At 54.1% G+C, this 18,409-nt stretch carries 21 protein-coding genes; 2 read left to right on the forward strand and 19 right to left on the reverse strand.

All coding sequences use genetic code 11. The features are described 5' to 3' along the window. Nucleotides 1-202: 202 nt before the first annotated feature. Nucleotides 203-757, reverse strand: coding sequence for a maltose acetyltransferase domain-containing protein (locus EVJ24_RS05250; protein WP_071397370.1), 555 nt, complete (start codon nucleotides 755-757; stop codon nucleotides 203-205). An 88-nt stretch (nucleotides 758-845) separates the two neighbouring features. On the opposite strand from EVJ24_RS05250, the gene EVJ24_RS05255 reads away from it, so the two are divergent. After that, nucleotides 846-1,769: a DUF7916 family protein gene (locus tag EVJ24_RS05255; protein ID WP_070327381.1), complete on the forward strand. Its 924-nt coding sequence runs from the start codon at nucleotides 846-848 to the stop codon at nucleotides 1,767-1,769. Nucleotides 1,770-1,810: 41 nt separating this feature from the next. Here EVJ24_RS05255 and hisE read toward each other — a convergent pair whose 3' ends face one another. From hisE to EVJ24_RS05305, 10 genes are read right to left on the reverse strand one after another with little or no spacing between them, the layout of a single operon-like run. Further along, nucleotides 1,811-2,119, reverse strand: a complete 309-nt coding sequence (gene hisE, locus EVJ24_RS05260; protein ID WP_070327382.1) for a phosphoribosyl-ATP diphosphatase — start codon at nucleotides 2,117-2,119, stop codon at nucleotides 1,811-1,813. After that, nucleotides 2,116-2,448, reverse strand: coding sequence for a phosphoribosyl-AMP cyclohydrolase (gene hisI, locus EVJ24_RS05265; protein WP_035386293.1), 333 nt, complete (start codon nucleotides 2,446-2,448; stop codon nucleotides 2,116-2,118). Before hisI ends, hisE begins: the two co-directional genes overlap by 4 nt. Continuing rightward, on the reverse strand, nucleotides 2,397-3,164 hold the full coding sequence (gene hisF, locus EVJ24_RS05270) for an imidazole glycerol phosphate synthase subunit HisF (RefSeq protein WP_131440120.1): 768 nt from the start codon (nucleotides 3,162-3,164) through the stop codon (nucleotides 2,397-2,399). The genes hisI and hisF overlap by 52 nt, the downstream gene beginning before the upstream one ends. Further along, nucleotides 3,151-3,870: a 1-(5-phosphoribosyl)-5-[(5-phosphoribosylamino)methylideneamino]imidazole-4-carboxamide isomerase gene (locus EVJ24_RS05275; RefSeq protein ID WP_071397366.1), complete on the reverse strand. Its 720-nt coding sequence runs from the start codon at nucleotides 3,868-3,870 to the stop codon at nucleotides 3,151-3,153. The genes hisF and EVJ24_RS05275 overlap by 14 nt, the downstream gene beginning before the upstream one ends. Next, nucleotides 3,848-4,435 (reverse strand): imidazole glycerol phosphate synthase subunit HisH, encoded by a 588-nt coding sequence (gene hisH, locus EVJ24_RS05280; protein WP_131440122.1) that lies wholly within the window; start codon nucleotides 4,433-4,435, stop codon nucleotides 3,848-3,850. The genes EVJ24_RS05275 and hisH overlap by 23 nt, the downstream gene beginning before the upstream one ends. Further along, the gene (gene hisB, locus EVJ24_RS05285; RefSeq protein WP_070327386.1) at nucleotides 4,432-5,019 is read right to left on the reverse strand and encodes an imidazoleglycerol-phosphate dehydratase HisB; all 588 of its coding nucleotides are present in this window, start codon (nucleotides 5,017-5,019) and stop codon (nucleotides 4,432-4,434) included. Before hisB ends, hisH begins: the two co-directional genes overlap by 4 nt. Continuing rightward, nucleotides 5,006-6,022 (reverse strand): pyridoxal phosphate-dependent aminotransferase, encoded by a 1,017-nt coding sequence (locus tag EVJ24_RS05290; RefSeq protein ID WP_131440124.1) that lies wholly within the window; start codon nucleotides 6,020-6,022, stop codon nucleotides 5,006-5,008. Before EVJ24_RS05290 ends, hisB begins: the two co-directional genes overlap by 14 nt. Then, a complete protein-coding gene (gene hisD, locus EVJ24_RS05295) occupies nucleotides 6,019-7,236 on the reverse strand; it encodes a histidinol dehydrogenase (protein ID WP_131440126.1) in 1,218 nt (405 codons plus the stop codon). The genes EVJ24_RS05290 and hisD overlap by 4 nt, the downstream gene beginning before the upstream one ends. Then, nucleotides 7,233-7,841, reverse strand: coding sequence for an ATP phosphoribosyltransferase (hisG, locus tag EVJ24_RS05300; protein ID WP_131440128.1), 609 nt, complete (start codon nucleotides 7,839-7,841; stop codon nucleotides 7,233-7,235). The genes hisD and hisG overlap by 4 nt, the downstream gene beginning before the upstream one ends. After that, nucleotides 7,838-8,761 (reverse strand): ATP phosphoribosyltransferase regulatory subunit, encoded by a 924-nt coding sequence (locus EVJ24_RS05305; protein WP_070327390.1) that lies wholly within the window; start codon nucleotides 8,759-8,761, stop codon nucleotides 7,838-7,840. Before EVJ24_RS05305 ends, hisG begins: the two co-directional genes overlap by 4 nt. 109 nt (nucleotides 8,762-8,870) lie before the next feature. Here EVJ24_RS05305 and hisJ point away from each other — a divergent pair, with 109 nt between their 5' ends. Continuing rightward, on the forward strand, nucleotides 8,871-9,686 hold the full coding sequence (gene hisJ, locus EVJ24_RS05310) for a histidinol-phosphatase HisJ (protein WP_131440131.1): 816 nt from the start codon (nucleotides 8,871-8,873) through the stop codon (nucleotides 9,684-9,686). A gap of 246 nt (nucleotides 9,687-9,932) precedes the next feature. Here the strand turns inward: hisJ and EVJ24_RS05315 are convergent, their stop codons facing one another. From EVJ24_RS05315 to EVJ24_RS05350, 8 genes are all read right to left on the reverse strand, one after another. Then, a complete protein-coding gene (locus tag EVJ24_RS05315) occupies nucleotides 9,933-11,024 on the reverse strand; it encodes an RNA-guided endonuclease TnpB family protein (protein WP_131440133.1) in 1,092 nt (363 codons plus the stop codon). Nucleotides 11,025-11,271: 247 nt separating this feature from the next. Continuing rightward, nucleotides 11,272-11,628, reverse strand: coding sequence for a hypothetical protein (locus EVJ24_RS05320; RefSeq protein WP_016509485.1), 357 nt, complete (start codon nucleotides 11,626-11,628; stop codon nucleotides 11,272-11,274). A 201-nt stretch (nucleotides 11,629-11,829) separates the two neighbouring features. Continuing rightward, nucleotides 11,830-12,405, reverse strand: a complete 576-nt coding sequence (locus EVJ24_RS05325; RefSeq protein ID WP_071397360.1) for a deoxycytidylate deaminase — start codon at nucleotides 12,403-12,405, stop codon at nucleotides 11,830-11,832. Between the two features lie 49 nt (nucleotides 12,406-12,454). Next, nucleotides 12,455-13,684, reverse strand: coding sequence for a toxic anion resistance protein (locus tag EVJ24_RS05330; protein WP_071397359.1), 1,230 nt, complete (start codon nucleotides 13,682-13,684; stop codon nucleotides 12,455-12,457). After that, complete coding sequence (locus EVJ24_RS05335; RefSeq protein WP_016509957.1) at nucleotides 13,668-14,384, reverse strand: 5-bromo-4-chloroindolyl phosphate hydrolysis family protein; 717 nt, start codon at nucleotides 14,382-14,384, stop codon at nucleotides 13,668-13,670. Before EVJ24_RS05335 ends, EVJ24_RS05330 begins: the two co-directional genes overlap by 17 nt. A 146-nt stretch (nucleotides 14,385-14,530) precedes the next feature. Next, nucleotides 14,531-15,883, reverse strand: a complete 1,353-nt coding sequence (locus tag EVJ24_RS05340; RefSeq protein WP_131440135.1) for a sodium-dependent transporter — start codon at nucleotides 15,881-15,883, stop codon at nucleotides 14,531-14,533. A gap of 125 nt (nucleotides 15,884-16,008) precedes the next feature. Continuing rightward, nucleotides 16,009-16,881 carry a diacylglycerol/lipid kinase family protein gene (locus tag EVJ24_RS05345; protein ID WP_131440138.1) on the reverse strand — a complete coding sequence of 291 codons (873 nt, stop codon included), beginning with the start codon at nucleotides 16,879-16,881 and terminating at the stop codon, nucleotides 16,009-16,011. Continuing rightward, entirely contained in the window at nucleotides 16,878-18,383 is a 1,506-nt protein-coding gene (locus tag EVJ24_RS05350) for an ABC transporter permease/substrate-binding protein (RefSeq protein ID WP_131440140.1), read from the reverse strand. Before EVJ24_RS05350 ends, EVJ24_RS05345 begins: the two co-directional genes overlap by 4 nt. Between the last annotated feature and the right edge of the window lie 26 nt (nucleotides 18,384-18,409).

The raw sequence follows: 18,409 nt of genomic DNA on the forward strand, positions 1-18,409 counted from the left end.
CCATAGAGACGTCATGAGCCTCCTCGATTTCCTTCCAGGTGCATGTTCCTTCTTCCAGCATACGTAGTGCACTCAGTTTTTGTTCAATCGAATGCCGACTTCTCGCCATAAAAAAACACTCCCCAATTGATAAACAGATTTGTTATTTCATCTGTCTACCTATTGGGGAGCATATCATTGTCCAGACGGGTCGTTGTCGTATTTAAGGGATCAATTTGATCACTCGGGCTGGATTGCCGCCGACGACGGCACGGGCCGGCACATCTTTCGTCACAACCGCACCTGAGGCGATGACCGCATCGTCCCCGATTGTCACGCCTGGATTAATAATCGCCCCGCCACCGATCCAGACGCGATGTCCGACCGTGACCGGTTTGCCATACTCGAGGCCTGAGATCCGTTCCGTCGGGTCGAGCGGATGGGTTGCTGTATAGATATGGACACCTGGAGCAAGCATACAATCATCTCCGAACCGGATCGGACAGATGTCTAAAAACACGCAGTCAAAGTTCGCAAAAAAACGGTCCCCGAGATGAATGTTGTATCCGTAGTCACACTTGAACGTCGGTTCGAGGTAGAACGATGCCCCGGTCGAACCGAACAGTTCGCCGAGTACTTGCTTGCGGACGTCGAGCTCATCGATCCCAGACTGATTGAACCGCTCCGTCAGACGTCGCGCCTGCCGCCGGTCAGCGACGAGTTCTGCATCACCGGCCAGATAAAGTTCACCTTGAATCATCTTTTCTTTTTCGGTCATGTTTTTGCCTCCATTCTATTTTATTATAGAGGAATATTGGCGAGAATAGGGAATAGGAAAATGGACGAATCAGAGGAGGTAATTGACTATGAAACGCATTCTTGATTGCAAAGCGAGTGATTTCTTGACGTTCAACCGTAACGATTTGATTGAGTCGATCCGAAAAGCCGAAGGCCGGACCGTGCTCGCCGAAGTCATTCCGACCGTGCAGCCGCTCTATCCTGAAGTGACGAACGCCGAGCTCGCCCGGGCTTTCGGTGCCGACATGATCTTGCTCAACATGCTTGACGTGTTCCATCCGTACATAAAGGGGCTTGAAAGCCACGCACTATTCGGCGACATCCCGGGTGAGACGATGTCCGACAATCCGATCACGGAATTAAAACGGCTGATCGGACTGCCGGTCGGTGTCAATCTCGAGCCTGTCGACTTCAGCGAGAAGTCCTCGGACATGTTCGACGTGAAACAAGGCCGACTGGCGACGCAGGAAGCGTTCGCCCGCGCTTCCGAACTTGGGATCGACTTCGTCTGTTTGACGGGTAATCCGAACACCGGTGTCACGAATGAGGCCATCGAAAAGGCGATCATCACAGCCCGATCTGAATTTGCCGGCGTCATCATTGCCGGGAAGATGCATCAAGCGGGTGTCGGTAACGTGATCGACCGTGATGCGTACGTCCGCTTTGCTGAAGCTGGTGCCGACATCATCTTGATTCCCGCGCCAGGAACCGTCCCAGGTGTCCGTGAAGACGAGTTCTATCACGTGACGCAAGAAATCCAAGCACTGAACAAGCTCGTCTTGGCCGCCATCGGAACGTCACAAGAAGGCGCCGACGAAGGGACGATCCGCGACATCGCCTTATCATCAAAACGCGGCGGTACCGACATCTTCCATATCGGCGACGCCGGTCTGTCCGGAATCGCCACACCTGAGAATATTCAGGCGTTGTCGATCGCCATCCGTGGACGCCGTCATACGTACATTCGTATGGCCGCTTCCGTCAATCGTTAACCAGAAAGGGAAGGAAGCCGCGGCTTCCTTCCCTTTGTCTGTCACCATTCCGTGACGTCGCGGCGCGGTTTCGCCGGTGTCGTCGTCCCATGCCGTTCGGCGAGCAACGTCTCGACGTCATGTAAGGAGACGCCTTTGGCTGCGAGCAAAACGAGCAAGTGGTACAACAAATCAGCCGTCTCTTCGACCAAGTCTTCATCGTTCAATGCCGCAATGACGACCTCGAACGACTCTTCCCCAAACTTTTTCGCGATTTTGTCTAACCCTTCATCAAACAAGTACGACGTATAAGAACCTTCTTTCGGCTCTGTCTTTCGTTCTTGAATCAGTTTTTCGAGTTCGTGGATCATGTGTTCACCTCCGTAAAAAAGCAACTGCGATTTCCGGTATGACACGTCGGTCCGTTCGCATGGACGCGGACTAACAGCGCGTCTTGATCGCAATCGACATGGATGCTCTCAAGGTCGAGCGTGTTGCCGCTCGATTCACCTTTCATCCAAAGCCGCCCTTTCGAACGTGACCAGAACGTGACGATATTCGTCTCAAGCGTCTTCTGAATCGCCTCATCGTTCATATAACCTAGCATGAGCACGGCGTTATCTTCCGTCGAAACGATAATCGCCGGGATTAGTCCGTTTGCGTCGTAACGAACCGCATCGGCAAGTTGTTCGCGCTGCATACGTGCTTCACCTCTTCTACTGTCGTTTTTCGGTCGTGCAAGATTGAAGCGAGTAAGGCGGCGTCGACTGTTTCAAGTGCCTCGACGACGTGTTCAGCGTTCCCGGCCCCGCCTGAGGCGATGATCGGGATATCGACCGCTGCCCGTAGCAATTCGAGAATTTTTAAATCATAGCCACTCTGTTTCCCGTCTTGGTTCATCGACGTGACGAGCAACTCCCCGGCCCCGAGTTCAGCGACGCGCTTGGCCCATTCGACTGCCGTCAGCTCGGTCCGGTGTTTCCCGCCGTATGTGTATACGTAGTAGTCACCTTCTTCGAAACGGACGTCGATGGCGACGACGATACACTGGGAACCGAAACGTTCGGCTGCCCGCTTGATCAAGTCAGGTGACTCGACGGCGAGCGTGTTGAGCGACACTTTGTCGGCTCCTGCTTTGAGCAGGGACGAGATGTCTTCAAGTGAACGGATGCCGCCCCCGACCGTGAGCGGGATGAACACTTTTCGGGCGACAGCACTGACGACGTCAAGCATCGTCTGTCTTCGTTCCGTGCTTGCCGTAATGTCTAGAAAGACAAGTTCATCCGCACCTGAGGCGTCATAGTACTTGGCAATCTCGACAGGGTCACCGATGTCACGCAGTTCGACAAACTCGATGCCTTTGACGACACGTCCGTCTTTCACGTCTAAACATGGGATGATTCTACGCTTTAGCATGTCGCGCCTCCCATTCGATCAAGTCGTCAAGACTGACTTTGCCAGACAAGAGCGCTTTCCCGACGACCGCCTCATCAATTCCGGCCTCACTCAGTGCCTTGACGTCGGCTTCGGTCGTGACACCGCCCGAGGCGATGAGCGTGACCGAGACAGCTTCCCGGAGCGCCTTCATGCGCTCTAAGTTCGGTCCGTTCAGTTTCCCGTCCGAACCGATGTCCGTGTAAAGAATCGTCTCGACCCCACGGCTGGCGAGATCGATGGCCACATCGATGTCTTTTAGTTCGGTCGCGTCTTGCCAGCCGTTGATGGCGACGATGCCGTCATAGGCGTCAAGGGCGACGGCGACACGACTCCCGTACTTGGCGAGTGCCCGGTCCAGGAAATCAGGATCGGTGAACGCCTTCGTACCGAGCAGGACACGGTCCACACCAGTAGCCATGACAGCATCAAGCGCTGCTTCGGAGCGAATCCCTCCGCCCGTTTGGACGAAAAAGCCGCACGATTTGGCGAAACGGACGACATCGAGATGTTTCGGCTCACCAGCTTTCGCTCCTTCTAAATCGATCAAGTGGAGCATCGGGACGCGCCCGGTCCATTCTTTTAACTTCTCATACGGGTCGCCGTATTGCTCTTCCGTGTTGAAATCTCCTTCAGTCAGGCGGACAATCTTGCCGCCGATTAAGTCAATTGCCGGTAGCAGTTTCACGTTCGACCGCCTCCTTCCATTCTTTTAATAAGCTGAGTCCGAACGCGCCGCTCTTCTCCGGGTGAAATTGCATCCCGGTCACGAGACCTGAGCGGACGATGGCCGGTACGCGCTCTCCCATATAGTCAGCTGAGGCAACGATATTGTCGTCAGCGGTCACGACGTGATACGAGTGGACGAAATAGACGTCCTCGTCGCGTAAAATCGAGTTCCAACCGACGTGAGGCAACCGTTTGGCCCGCATCCGTTCGACCCGTCCTTCAATCAAACCGAGTCCTAGCGTCGGCATGCCTTCCGTGCTCGACTCGAATAACAGTTGCATCCCGAGACAAATCCCAAGCAACGGCTTCTCGGTCGCCACTCGCTTGAGCAACGGAATGAGTCCCGTGTCCTCAAGCGACTGCATCGCTTGCGGGAACGCACCGACGCCAGGCAAGAGGATGGCGTCGGCCGCTTCGATTTCAGCCGGATCGTTCGTGATCGTGACGTAACAACCGATCGCTTGTAGCGCCCGTTCGACGTTGAAGACGTTTCCCATGCCGTAGTCAATCACCGCGACGTTCATCCTTCGATCCGTCCTTTCGTCGAAGGGAGGCGGTCGAGCCCGTCTTTCCCGATCGCTTCTGCGAGGGCGCGGCCGAACGCTTTGAACAGCCCTTCAATCATATGGTGCGAGTTCGAGCCGTATAACACGTCAAGATGGAGCGTCAACCGCGCGTTCATCGCGACGGCGCGGAAGAACTCTTCCGCGAGTTCCGTGTCGAAGTCACCGAGCTTCGGATTGTTGATTTCAGCTCGGTAGACGAGGAACGGGCGTCCCGAGACGTCGATGACGGCCCGGGCGAGTGTCTCGTCCATCGGCAAGTAGCTCGTCCCGTAGCGACGGATCCCGACTTTGTCCCCGAGCGCTTCTAAGATCATCTGCCCGAGGGCGATGCCGACGTCTTCGACCGTGTGGTGCGCATCGACCCACGTGTCCCCTTCGACTTGCACCGTTAAGTCGATGCGGCTATGGAAGGCGAACAGTGTCAACATATGGTCGAAAAAGCCGACGCCTGTTTTAATGTCACTTTGACCTGTACCGTCTAAATCGAGACGAAGCTCGATGTTCGTTTCTTTCGTCTCACGTTTAATTTCAGCTGTTCTCAAAAGAAGTCACCTCTTCTAACATTTGTTTGATGAATCGATACGCCTCGTCCGTCCCCGCACTGACGCGCAGTCCGGTCGGAAACGCACGGACGTGGACACCGTAAGCGAGGAATCGCTCGGCCCATAGCTCACTATTGGGCGTCTCGACGTATAGGAAGTTGGCCCGGCTCGGCAAGACGTTGCCGATTGGCGCGAGCAGTCGTTCTAGCTTTTGACGTTGCCCGTTATGGAACGCGACGGACTGGGCGATATAATCCGGGTCGTCAAGGACGACGGTCGCAACAGCCGCGCTCAATCCGCTGACGTTGAACGGCGAGCGGAACCGGTCGATCTTCTCGATCAAATCGGGATGGGCGATCATGAAGCCGATTCGTAAGTTCGCGAGTCCGAACGCTTTCGATAACGTCCGTAAAATGATGACGTTCGGGTAATCCGCGAGTCGCGACTTGAAGGAATCACTCATCGTGAAGTCGATATACGCCTCGTCGACGACGAGGTACGGGACTTGTTTCGCGATCATTTCTAATTGGTCGAACGTCCACATCTTCCCGGTCGGATTGTTCGGGTTCGACACGAGCACGAGTTTCGGTTCGTTCGCTTCAATCAATCGAAGCAATGAATCGATCGTGAGGCCGTCTGCCTCAGGTTGGAAGAACTGGCCTCGGGCGATGTGCGCGTAAATGCCGTACATCGAAAAGTCGGGTGCCGGTGCCAAGACGACGTCTTCTGTGTCGAGAATGGCTTGACAAAGTATGGCGAGCAGCTCATCGCTGCCGCTCCCGACCATCAATTGGTCAGGTTGTACACTCGCATAAGTCGCATAGCTAGTTTTAAGGGCCGTCAGCTCATCGACCGGATAACGGCTGAGTGAGCGGAGCGTCACGAGCTGAATCGCTCGTTGCAGGCGCTCCGGCAGCTCGAATTGACTCTCGTTTTGATTAAGCGCGTATCCGCTCACCGCATGTGGGACATAGCGAGGGATCGCTGTATAGTTACGTCTCATACGTCCTCCAATCGGACCGCCATCGCTCGGGCGTGTCCTTCAAGCTGTTCTTGTCTCGCGATTCGGATCGCGGCGCGTGTGACCGCTTCGTCGATCGCTGTCATCTCGAGAAACGTCTGTCTGCGGTAAAAATCATCGACCGACAGTCCGCTCGAGAAGCGGGCCGTCCCGCTCGTCGGCAAGACGTGGTTCGGTCCGGCAATATAGTCACCGAACGCCTCGGCCGCCTCATGCCCGAGGAAGAACGAGCCCCCGTGGCGAATCTGTGCCATATAATCGGCTGGATCTGTCACCGCAAGTTGCACGTGTTCGGCCGCCATATCGTTCGCGTAGCGAATTGCTGCTGCTTTCGTTTTGACGAGGACGCCTCCGCGCTTGAGCGCTTCGACCGCGATGTCACGGCGTGGCAGATCGAGCAGTTGCTTGTCCAGCTCAGACCGAATCGCTTCGGCCTGTTCACTTGTCGTCACGAGGGCGAGTGCTGTCGCTTCGACGTCATGCTCGGCTTGCGCGAGCAGGTCGGCCGCGACCCATCTAGGATTGGCCGTTTCGTCGGCGATGATCAACACCTCGGACGGACCGGCGACGGAATCGATCCCGACGAAATGCGAGACGAGTGACTTCGCGGTCGCCACATAAGCGTTGCCCGGCCCGACGATCTTATCGACGGCCGAAATCGTCTCGGTGCCGAACGCGAGTGCGGCGACGGCTTGGGCGCCACCGACGAGATAACATTCGTCGGCACCAGCAATCTTCGCTGCGATCAACAGCGATAAGTCGATCCCGCCTTGTTTCGGTGGCGTCACCATGACGACCCGCTTCACTCCGGCCACTTTCGCTGGGATGATGTTCATCAACACACTCGACGGGTAGACCGCCGTCCCGCCAGGCACGTAGACACCGACCGAATCGAGCGGCATGAACCGACGACCGAGCCGGAACATCTCATCTTCGAAGACGTCGTCTTGACGCTGTTGCCGCGCATGAAACGTACGGATCCGTTCGGCCGCGAGCGTTAGCGCCTCGGTCAATTCACGATACGCGTCCGGCGGTTCAAACGTCTCAAGGTCGACCGTTTCAATCACATCGACCCCGTCAAATTGCGTCGTCCATTCGAGGAGCGCCGCGTCACCTCTCGCCTCAACCGATTCTAAAATCGGTTTGACGGCTTCTGCCCACTGTTCTCGGCGCGTGCGATTCGTTTGTCCGTTCATCTGTCTTCCTCCTTGCTCAACCGACGAATCCACGCTTTCAATTCGTCCGGGTCGTTCGCGAGCGCTGTCTCGCTCGTGATGAATTTCGCGTTAACCGTGAAAATCGTCTCATATTCTTCTAAATCGTTCGCGCGAAGCGTCGCCCCCGTCTCGACGATATCGACGATGCAGTCGGCGAGACCGGTCAACGGTGCGAGTTCGACCGAACCGTTCAAAGCGATCACTTCGACGTTTTGACGTTTCGAGGCAAAGTGCGAGATGGCGATATTCGGATACTTGCTGGCAACTTTCAGCTTCTTCGTACCGTTTCTCCGTTCTCTCGGACCACATACCGCCATGCGGCAACGGCCGAATGGCAAATCGACGACTTCGAGGACGCCTGGTGTCTTCTCGCGTAAAATGTCGCCGCCGACAACTCCGACGTCCGCTGCGCCATGCATGACGTATTTATAGACGTCATCGCCTTTGACGAAGATGAATTCATGACCGTCTACTTCGACGGTCAACTCACGGCCCCGCTTTTCCGGCCAAACGGTGAGACCGACTTGTTCAAAATACTCACGGGCCGCTGTTTCGATGCGCCCTTTCGCGATTGCGACTTTCATTTGATCACCTCACCTAACTGTTCTAAGTCGAGCGATAGTCCGAAGGCACGTCGCGACTGTCCGAAATGCCCGTATAACGAGTCGTAACGGCCACCTGAGAGGACGCGTCTGCCGTCGATACTGCCGGTCACGGTCAAACCTGAATAATAATCAAAGTCGCCGGTCTGTCCGAAGTCGTACGAGACGTTCAATCCGATCGCACGTAGATGTTCGACCGCATGCTCCACTTCGTCGATCGCCGGTTTTAAGCCCGGTTCCGCGAGGTCGCGTAACTCTGCTAACGCCGAGTCACCGATCAAGAACGGCAGCTTGGCGATCAACGGGTATTGATACGATTCCGCGAGGTCGCGAAGTGACTCCAAATTACGGAGTGCTAAGTATTGACGCAACGTCCGTTCCGGGATACCGGCCTCGTTCGCCACTAACGCGATCAATGCAGCAGATCCGACTTGGATGCGTAAGCTTCCTTTCGGCAGGACCCGTTCCGTCATACTAAGGAACGATTCGATCAACTCCATATCTTTTGAATCCCCATCGATCCATTCAAGACCGAGTTGCTGACGTTCATGCGGTTGTCCCGAATGCTTCGGCGTGCGTCGATAGACGGCACCGGCATAAGCGACGCGCATCGGTTCATGTCCGTCGGCGAGCTTCCTTGCGATCTGGAGCGTGTAGTCCGGTCTCATGACGAGCAACTCCCCATCGTTGCCGAACAAGCGGTAATACGCCGACTCATCGAAGAGTGCGAGATCTTGATAATGGGAATAGTATTCAACGAGCGGCGGCTCGATCACACTATAGCCGTCCCCCTCGGCCCGCTCTAAAAATGATTTTATCCATTGCTTCGGACGCAGCACGTCCTCACCTTGCAACTCGTGCCATCCTTCCGGGATGGATCCTTTTTTATTGAACCAAATCATCAGTATCACCCTTTACCTTATTATCACTTTACCAAACTAAAGTAGTGTGTTAAATTTATCAAATCAAGCCAATGCTGTCAACCGGCGAACTCGAAAGGAACGATGTTTGATGATTGATTATACCCATGATGGCCACGTCCATACCCCATTTTGTCCGCACGGATCGACCGATTCACTCAACGCGTACGTCGAACAAGCATTTGCTCAAGGAGTTCGGACGCTGACGTTCACCGAGCACGCCCCGCTGCCGGAACGTTTCATTGATCCGACACCAGACCAAGACTCGGCGATGGCGCTCGACTTATTGCCCCGTTATATAGAAGAGATCGGACAGTTGAAACGAGATTACGCCGAAAGACTCGAGATTCGGGTCGGTCTCGAGATCGACTATTTGCCGGGATATGTCGACGAGACGCTCGCCTTGCTCGAGCCCTATCGCTCATACCTCGACGAGACGATCTTGTCTCAACACTTTCTACAAGTCGAAGGCGAGCTCCTGCCCGTCGACTTCTCACCGGAGACGTTTGATACGCTTGTCAGCCGGATCGGGTCGTTCGAAGAAGTGCTACGCCGGTATTACGAAGCGCTCGAGACCGGGTTAGAGTTCCCATGGGAGCGACTGAACGTCACGCGCATCGGGCATATCGATTTACCGATTAAATATCAGACGAACTACTCATGGGACCGTGCGAACGTCAAAGACGCCGAGTCGCGACTGTTGCGTACAATCGCCTCACGCGGGTTCGGACTAGATTTCAACACCGCCGGGCTCCGTAAAGCCGCCTGCGGACAGCCATACGCCATGGCCGTCGCCGCTGAAGCGACCCGGCTCGGCATCCCACTCGTGCTCGGTTCGGACGCCCATATCGCGGCAGATGTCGGTGCCGACTTTAAAAATATGCAAAAAAAAGCCACGTTCCTATGAACGTGGCTCCTTAACAGCGATCTAGCTATCTAGATCCCCATGTTTGGTTTGTCGACAACGATATGGCGTTCCATTTCTTCATCTACTATCTATATTACCACACTCGTCACGAGTTACAAGACAAAAGTGAACTACTCACCACTTATTTGCTTCGCAACTTGAAGTGGGAGCTTCTTGGGAAGACCGTGCTTTGACCAGCCACGGTTGTGGACCAAGCTCGTCGGGCAGTCCCTGCCCTGGAGTGTTTCAGTCGGCGAGACCCAACAGGTTGAGGCTCGCGTTGACGTCGCGGTCATGGTGCGTGCCGCATGCGGCGCATGTCCACTCGCGGACGTGCAGGTCCTTCTTGCCGCCGTTCCCGCCACAGGCCGAACAGACCTGGGTCGAGGCGAACCACGGGGCGGCCTGGATCAGTGTGCGGCCGTGGAACCTGCATTTGTAGGCGAGCTGGCGGACGAACTCGCCCCATCCGGCGTCCCCGATCGACTTTGCCAGGCGGCGGTCCTGCATCATCTCCCTCGGTTTCAGCGTCTCGACGACGACGACTTGGTTCTCGTCGACGATGCGTCGTGACAGCTTGTGGAGGAAGTCATGTCGGCGGTTCCGTACCTTTTCATGCTTTTTGGCCAACAGGAGCCGCGCCTTCTCGCGGTTCCGGCTGCCGGGCTTCTTGCGGGAGAGCGAGCGCTGCGCCCGTCTCAGCCGTTCCTCGGCCTCGCGCAGGTTGCGCGGGTTCGGGATCTTCTCCGTCACCATCGCGTCGTTCGTCATGACGGCGAAGTGCCCGAGGCCGAGGTCGATCCCGATCTTGTGCTCGGCCGGGACCCACGGCTCGTCGGGCTGCTCGACGAGGAGCGACACGAAGAACTTGCCCGTCTTCGTCATCGACACGGTCGCCGACCGGATCTCGCCGTCGAAGATTCGGTGCTGTGTGAAGCGGATGAACCCGACCTTCGGGAGCCGGACCCGGCCCCCTTCGATGCGGATCGTGCCGTGCTGGTTGTTCGTCGTGTAGGAGGCGCGCGCTTTCCGTCTCGACTTGAACACCGGGAAGCCGGCCGCCCCGGCGAAGAACTTCGCGAACGCAGTGTCGAGGTGCAGCTTTGCGTTGGCGAGCGCGAGGCTGTCCGCCTCGGCGAGGAACGGGAACAGGGGCTTGTACGAGGCCGGTGTCGGCAGTTTTCGCTTCGGCCCGCCGCTCGCCTTCGCCTCCTCGTGGATGGCGATGCGGTCCTCGAGCAGCTTGTTGTAGACGAACCGGGCGCAGCCGATCGTCCTGACCAGGAAATCGGCCTGTTCCGCCGTCGGGTGGAGCCTGTATTTGTAGCCCTTCAGCATGTCTCCGCCTCCTCCCGGCCGATGATCGTGATGAACGCCTTCCTCATCCGATACCCGCGGCGGGGGCGGAGAAATCTGACGAAATCACGAACTTCTGTTCGTCATATCTGTCACAGGGGTGGTCAAGAGGTTTATGTATGGGCGATTCATCTCCCACCTACGCTGGTCCATGCCCAGAGACGCTTAGAGGTGGGAGAATTCTCGCCTAAATCAGTTAAAAAGGATGACCCGAAAGTCATCCTAACTTTTAAACTGCCATTTCGGCATACATGTCTTTTAACTGTTTCGTCGCGGCTTCATCCATCTGAAGGGCGACGAGCTCGACGAAGCGAAGGGCTGGATCGGTATCACCTGACAAGGCGACGATTTCAGCAGCCGCGCCGTCAAGAGCGAGTAGAATTCCTGAAACACCTAGCGTCGGGTAGTAACGGAGCAACGCCCGGACATGCTTCATCTCGGAGACGTCATTTCCATTAATTTTGAGTGATTTAACGGCAAGCTCTTTGTGCGTGCCAATTGCAAATTTATCTTCCCATACCTCTTCAAGTGTGATCAACGCTTCCACATCATAGGCACCATCTGTGAAACGAACTAGTTTTTCCATGTGACATATCCCCTCTCGTTTATCTACTCTTATTATAAAAAAGATTCAGCGGAATAGTTTGTGAAATATTGAACATTATGTGTAAACTTTGTCTCACCTGATGATTAGACATAAAAAAAGGCCCCTCCGAGGAGGGGCAAGTAATGGAAGAGTAAAACACCATTGGCAGTACATTAATAATATAACATCGAATGTAAACGTTTACAATGTGTTTTTGAAACTTTTTTCAAGCGGCATATGTAAGACGTCAATCCCGCTTTCTCGCATCAAATCAAGGCCATCCCCGTGCTCATAGCCGACAGCGTACACGACTCGGGCCACCCGTGCCGCGATGAGCGCGAGCGAGCAAGAATGGCATGGTGAATGGGTCACATAGGCTGTAGCACCGAACGCGTTCGTCGAATCGGCGGCTAATTTCCCGATTGCATTGATCTCGGCATGGATCTCGTGTTGTTTTGACCAATTGTGATGTTCGAACGGGTCGCTACATTTAACAAATGTCACACCTTGCTCGATGATGCGCACAGAGGGCTCGGTCAAGTCGATCGTATCATCCGTCACGTATTCGGCTCGTTGGTAAAATCCGTCTTCACGTTTTAGAAAGATTTCATTACAGTTCGTATGTCCCGGCGGTGTCCCGTTCAATCCGATCGAGATCGGTTTCTCATCTTTGACGATGACACAGGCGACACTTTTCGAGGCACATTTCGAGTGCCGCTCCGCCATCATATCGGCGAACTGCAACCACGTCTCGTCCCACAATCGTTGTTTCTCCATCCTGATCCTCCTCATGGAAAAAGAAAGTCTGAATGCTCAGACTTTCTTTTTAGTATCCAGTCTCTTTTGGCAACTCTTTATTCTTTGAGGCAATTTCGATGACTTTTTCTTTCAGTTCGTGCTCCATCCGATCGAGCTCACGTTCGGCCTCACGACGCTTCTGCTTGCCTTCCTGTTGGATACGCAGCGTTTCGTCGAGCGTTGACAATAGATTCTCGTGCGCGACTTTGAGCGATTCGACCGAAACGATCCCTTTTTCGTTCTCGGTTGCGATCTCGATCGACGAGTCTTTCAACATTTTCGAGTTTTGTTCGAGCAGTTGGTTCGTCGTCTTCGTGACGTCTTGCTGCATCCGGAGTGCCGTTTTCTGGCGCGTCAAGCTGAGAGCGAGGACGACTTGGTTTTTCCAAAGAGGAATCGTATTGACGACAGCCGACTCGATTTTCTCCGCTAAGATTTGGTTATTTTGTTGGATGACACGGATTTGTGGTGCCATCTGCAGACTGATCGTCCGACTCAACTTCAAATCATGCAACTTCTTCTCGAACCGGTCTGTCAGTTGGATCATATCGTTTAGCTGTTGCAACTTCACTTGATCTCTCGTCGTTTCGACTTCTTGACGGAGCGGCGCGATCTCGTGATCGCGAACGTGGTCGAGCTTCGTCTCACCGGCTGCGATATAGACGTTCAATTCTTCGAAGTAGCGCTTGTTCTTGTCATACATTTGATCGAGCATCGTAATGTCCTTCATCAGACCGAACTTGGCTCGGTCGAGATTGTGAATGACTTCTTCCAAATAGACGTTCATTTTTTCAAATTGAAGCTTATAATTTTCAGCTTTCTTTTTCGCTCGTCCGATGAGCGGCAAGTTGTCCATAAAACTCTTCTTCTCCGGTTGAAGCATATCCGGATCCATCTTCCGAACGTTTTGCATCAAATCGGACAGTAACTTACCTGCGTCTCCGCCGTCTTTCATGCGGACCTCGGTCAAGATCTGATCAGAGAATTGAGATAGTTCACGTTGGACGTTCGATCCGAATAACATGACGGAGTCTGTTTTTTTAATATCGATCGACTCGGCGATCCGGGTGATTCGTTCCCGGTGTTGTTGCGGAACGTCGGCTTTCGGTTGGATGGCCGGCACCTCATGTTTTTCTGTCACCGAGGACCAATCCACAGACGGGTCAGAGATTTCCTCTGTCCCGGTCTTTGTTCTTGTCTGTGAAGTGAGGTCTTCTTCTGGCCATGACTGCCAGTTCGTTTCATTCGATGAAGTCATGTTTTTTTCTCCCTTCCGGTTGATCTGCCAATACCCGTTCCATCATAATCAATTCGCGTTCAAAGTCGACAGCGTCGTCTTCGAGCAGACGGCTCCGTTGTTCTTTGAACTTATCGACGATGAGCCGCATATTGGTGATCAGTTGCTCTCGTGTCTCTTCTTGAATGACGACACGTTTTCCTTCTAGTTCTTTAAATTTCAAGACGACGGACACGAGCGAGTCTAAATAAAACGTGAACAGATCTCTTACGTGCTTCGCGTCTTGGGGGTTCTCGAACAATTCGGCAAACAGTTCGTGTGCCTCTCTCGAGACCGCCTTCATTTCACGACGAACCTCGACATCTTTTATTTCAGGCAGGATACGATCGATCTGCTGGAGTTTCTCGTACCCTTGCTCGATCGTCCGTTGTAAAAATTGCAGTTCCAAGTCGTCTGTCGCTTCGAACTGACGGACCGGTGCCACATCTTCCATCGGTTTAAGGATGCGGGAACCGACGAACGGTTCTTCTTCATCGAGCAGCAGTTTTTTCTTCGCCCGTTTCGCTACCGGTGCGGGTGCCCGCTTACGCCGTTTGTTACTCGACCACACCTCGTTCAATACGAGCGCCCCGACGATGATAAACAGCCAGGAGAAATCAAACACACTTATGGCAAAATACAGGATCGCCCCGGTCAGGGCCCATTTCATCCATGTCTTCATCCTTGTCACCTCGTCTCATGATACTTCTATTGTACCTTACGTGAACCGTCAACAAAAGTTTCGTCATCTTTATAAGCTTAGCATAATGACGCCGTCCCCTCTCTCGGTCGCAAGTACGAAAAAAAGCAAGGGAAAGTTCCCCTTGCTTAGCTATTCAACCATGTCGAGACCATAACGATTGCGACCGTCACCGGGATGATATAACGAATGAGGAAACGCCATACCGGATACAGTTTAGCGCCCGTCCCGGACGTTTGAATCTCGTCTTGCAAAATGCGCTCATCGACGACATATCCGACAAAGATCGACGTGAGTAAAGCCCCAGTCGGCATGAGAATGTAACTGACGACATAGTCCATCGAGTCGAAGAACGTACGGCCGTTCAAAAATTGCAACTCACTCATCACCCCGAACGATAGGGCCGAGGGGATCCCGACGGCGAACACGATCGCGGATGACAAGAGCGTCACGTTCCGTTTGGAGAGCGTCTGTTTCTTTTCGTTCAATTTATCGGTCACACCTGCGACGACGACTTCGAGCATCGCGATCGAAGACGTGATCGAGGCGAACGTGAACAATAAGAAGAACAGTACCATGAAGAAGCCGCCGAGTGGGACTTGGTTAAATACGGCCGGCAACACGACGAACAGGAGCGCCGGACCTTCTGCCGGATCGAGCCCCGAGGCGAAGACGGCCGGGAAGATGGCGAGCCCCGCCAAAATTGAAACGGTGACGTTCAACAAGACGATCATGTTTGCTGAACGGTTGAGCGTCCCTTTCGTTTGAATGTACGAGGCGTATGTGAGCATCGCCGCCACCCCGAGCGACAGCGAGAAGAACGCTTGCCCGAGCGCGAACAAGACCGACTCGCCGGTCAGTGCCGAGAAGTCAGGCTGCAAGAAGAAGCGGACCCCTTCCATGGCACCGTCAAGTGTCAACGAGCGGATGACGAGCACGATGAAACTGACGAACAGGAGTGGCATTAAAATCTTGCTCATCCGCTCGATTCCGCCTTCTACCCCTTTCAAGACGATGAGTAGCGTGATCAATAAGAACAAAAATTGTCCGAAGACGGCAATCCCAGGAGATGCGACGACGTCCGCGAACACGGTCCCGAACTCGTCAGGTGACCGGCCGCTGAGCGTCCCGCTCAAGCCGAGCCCGACGTAGATCAACACCCATCCACCGATGACACTGTAGAATGATAGCAGTAAGAAGCAAGCGATTACGCCGAGGTAACCGACCAATGTCCAACGGCGATGACCGAGTTTTTTAAAGGCAAGGAGCGCCGTCTTTTGCGTCGAACGCCCGACGATGAACTCTCCGATGAGAAGCGGCAGACCGAGTAAGAATGTGAATGCTAAAAACATGAGTAAAAAGGCGCCGCCCCCACTTGTTCCCGTGACATATGGAAATTTCCAGATGGCACCGAGACCGATTGCGGACCCTGCGGCCGCTAAAATGAATCCAATTTTTGAGGCGAACGAATTTTGCGCCATTACTATCCCTACTTCCTAATTTCATTTCATTTTCATAATAATAGTGAAATACTAACACGGTTCAGAAACGAGAACAACAAAAAACAGAGAAAAGTCTGAATTCTTTCCTCTGCCTTCGTAAACGATTAGGGGACGAGAAATGTTAGCTCATTCGGCAACACTTCAATCTGTAAATGATCCGTCTCAAAGTGTTCACCGTCCACATCGATGACTTGTGGCTCACGCAAAAACACATCAAGTTGCTCCATTTGGAGATGGACCCATTCTGGCGAAGACTGTTCGAGTCCGAGCTGTTGCGTCAATAGCTGACGAATCATCGGGAAGCCGATGGCCGAGCTATGGACGACTTCGACGAGACCGTCCGTGAACGATTGCGTCGCGAGCTTCGTCGGGACCGTGCCGAGATAGGCACCGTTGCCGACGTATAGAAAACTGACGGCCCCATCGTGGATGACCTCGCCCGCCCGCTCGATACGGACCTTGAACGGATCGAGTTCGCGGAACTGACGGATCGTCGCTAAAAAGTATCCGATCGAGCCGAGCGTTTCTTTTTGGAGCGGATCGATCTGTCGGGAAGCGTCCGCGATCAATCCGACCCCGACAAAGTTGAGACCGAACCGGTCGTTGACACGCATCACATCGACCGATTGCTGCTCGCTCATTTTAAACAGGCGAGCCGCCTCAATCGGTTCGACAGGCAGATCAATCGCCCTCGCGAAGTCGTTGCACGTCCCCGCCGGTACGAGACCGACGCTCGGACGTTCGTCACGAGGCAACGCCATCAATCCGTTGACGACTTCATGAAGCGTCCCATCCCCACCGATGACGATCAAATGATCGAACCCACTACTCGTTCGAGCAAGGTGCGCTGCATCCCCTTCAGCTAGCGTCTTTCGGATGAGAATCTCTTGATACATCGACTCGATTGTCCCGACCACTTCACCAAGCATCGTCTCGCTCGCACCCGACTTCGGGTTCGAAATGATCATCGCCTTCATAGTAGACCCGCTTGTTCCAAGAAGTCTTGGGCCACGTCGTAGGCCCGTTCTTTCCCGTAAGCGACCCGACGGTTCAATTCAGACATCTCTTCGTCAGTGATGAGTCCGCCCAACTGGTTGAGCGCGTCCTCGATTTCCGGATGTTCTTCAAGCGTTTCTGCTTTCAAGAGTGGAGCACCTTGATAAGGCGGGAAGAACTGTTGATCGTCTTCTAACACGAGCAGGTCGTTTTCGGCGATATCCGGGTCGGTCGCATACGCATCAACAAGATTGACGTCGCCCCGTGCGATGGCGCGGTAACGAAGTTTCTGCTCCATCGAAACGACAGAAGGGAAATCAAGTCCGTACGCTTGCTGAAGTCCCGGATATCCATCTTCACGGTCCGTGAACTCGAGCGTGAACCCGGCCTGGATGTCATTTTGCACGCTGCGTAAATCAGAAATCGTCGTGACGCCTTCAGTTTCCGCATAGGCACGTGGGATCGCGATGGCATACGTGTTATTGAACTGCATCGGTTCCAGTAAAGCGAAGCCGTCGTCTGCTAGCGCATCCCGTGCTTGTTCGTACACTTCACGGGCATCGTTTGAATTCGGTGTTTCTTTCACTAAACTCGCGAGTACCGTCCCCGTGAATTCAGGATAAATATCGACATCCCCCGATTGCAACGCTCCCCAGACGAACGTCGTCTCTCCGAAGTTCGGACGGACCGATACGGTCAGATCCGTCTCTTCTTCGATCAACAGTTTGTACATGTTCATCAAGATCTCCGGCTCGGGACCGAGCTTCCCGGCGACGACGAGGTCGGTCTGTTGGGTGCGGCCCAACGCGAGCGGTGCTACGATAATTAACGCCAAGACGGTCGATACGGCGATCAGCTTCGTCTTGTTACGGGTGGCTGTCGCGCCTTCCATTTGACGGAGCAAGAAGTCGAACAATAATGCGAGAATGGCTGCTGGAATCGCTCCGAGCAAAATCAAATAGTTGTCGTTTCGGTTAATTCCAAGCAGGATCAGCGTCCCAAGTCCGCCTGCTCCGACGAGTGCCGCCAGCGTGGCTGTACCGACAATTAACACCATCGCTGTTCGAATCCCGGCCATGATGACCGGTAGTGCGAGCGGTAGTTCGACTCTCATCAAACTTTGGTTCGGTTTCATGCCGCAACCTTGTGCGGCTTCGATCAGCGACTTATCGACTTCGTTCAACCCTGTGAACGTATTGCGAAGAATTGGCAACAACGCGTACAGAACGAGCGCAATCGTGGCAGGAAGTGCACCGATCCCAACGAGCGGAATCATAAGACCGAGCAGAGCCAAAGAAGGAATCGTTTGGATGATGGCGGTGAAGCCGATTGCCGTTTCAGCCACTTTTTTACGCCGCGTCAGCCAGATGCCTAGCGGGACCGCAATCAACACCGCAATCAAAAGGGAGACGACAGAAAGTTGTAAATGCTCGATTAGCGCTTCGACCAATTCCCCGCGTCGGTTTTGGAACGTTTCAAGCATCTACCTCACCTCTTCCGTGTTGTGTA

This window comes from Exiguobacterium sp. SH1S21 (genome assembly GCF_004337175.1).
Classification (GTDB): domain Bacteria; phylum Bacillota; class Bacilli; order Exiguobacteriales; family Exiguobacteriaceae; genus Exiguobacterium; species Exiguobacterium aurantiacum_A.

Excerpts from the sequence above, each read along its gene's own strand:
- EVJ24_RS05250 (WP_071397370.1), bottom strand. The coding sequence starts at position 757 with ATGACCGAAAAAGAAAAGATGATTCAAGGTGAACTTTATCTGGCCGGT.
- EVJ24_RS05255 (WP_070327381.1), top strand. The coding sequence starts at position 846 with ATGAAACGCATTCTTGATTGCAAAGCGAGTGATTTCTTGACGTTCAAC.
- hisE (WP_070327382.1), bottom strand. The coding sequence starts at position 2,119 with ATGATCCACGAACTCGAAAAACTGATTCAAGAACGAAAGACAGAGCCG.
- hisI (WP_035386293.1), bottom strand. The coding sequence starts at position 2,448 with ATGCAGCGCGAACAACTTGCCGATGCGGTTCGTTACGACGCAAACGGA.
- hisF (WP_131440120.1), bottom strand. The coding sequence starts at position 3,164 with ATGCTAAAGCGTAGAATCATCCCATGTTTAGACGTGAAAGACGGACGT.
- hisH (WP_131440122.1), bottom strand. The coding sequence starts at position 4,435 with ATGAACGTCGCGGTGATTGACTACGGCATGGGAAACGTCTTCAACGTC.
- EVJ24_RS05290 (WP_131440124.1), bottom strand. The coding sequence starts at position 6,022 with ATGAGACGTAACTATACAGCGATCCCTCGCTATGTCCCACATGCGGTG.
- hisD (WP_131440126.1), bottom strand. The coding sequence starts at position 7,236 with ATGAACGGACAAACGAATCGCACGCGCCGAGAACAGTGGGCAGAAGCC.
- hisG (WP_131440128.1), bottom strand. The coding sequence starts at position 7,841 with ATGAAAGTCGCAATCGCGAAAGGGCGCATCGAAACAGCGGCCCGTGAG.
- EVJ24_RS05305 (WP_070327390.1), bottom strand. The coding sequence starts at position 8,761 with ATGATTTGGTTCAATAAAAAAGGATCCATCCCGGAAGGATGGCACGAG.
- hisJ (WP_131440131.1), top strand. The coding sequence starts at position 8,871 with ATGATTGATTATACCCATGATGGCCACGTCCATACCCCATTTTGTCCG.
- EVJ24_RS05315 (WP_131440133.1), bottom strand. The coding sequence starts at position 11,024 with ATGCTGAAGGGCTACAAATACAGGCTCCACCCGACGGCGGAACAGGCC.
- EVJ24_RS05320 (WP_016509485.1), bottom strand. The coding sequence starts at position 11,628 with ATGGAAAAACTAGTTCGTTTCACAGATGGTGCCTATGATGTGGAAGCG.
- EVJ24_RS05325 (WP_071397360.1), bottom strand. The coding sequence starts at position 12,405 with ATGGAGAAACAACGATTGTGGGACGAGACGTGGTTGCAGTTCGCCGAT.
- EVJ24_RS05330 (WP_071397359.1), bottom strand. The coding sequence starts at position 13,684 with ATGACTTCATCGAATGAAACGAACTGGCAGTCATGGCCAGAAGAAGAC.
- EVJ24_RS05335 (WP_016509957.1), bottom strand. The coding sequence starts at position 14,384 with ATGAAGACATGGATGAAATGGGCCCTGACCGGGGCGATCCTGTATTTT.
- EVJ24_RS05340 (WP_131440135.1), bottom strand. The coding sequence starts at position 15,883 with ATGGCGCAAAATTCGTTCGCCTCAAAAATTGGATTCATTTTAGCGGCC.
- EVJ24_RS05345 (WP_131440138.1), bottom strand. The coding sequence starts at position 16,881 with ATGAAGGCGATGATCATTTCGAACCCGAAGTCGGGTGCGAGCGAGACG.
- EVJ24_RS05350 (WP_131440140.1), bottom strand. The coding sequence starts at position 18,383 with ATGCTTGAAACGTTCCAAAACCGACGCGGGGAATTGGTCGAAGCGCTA.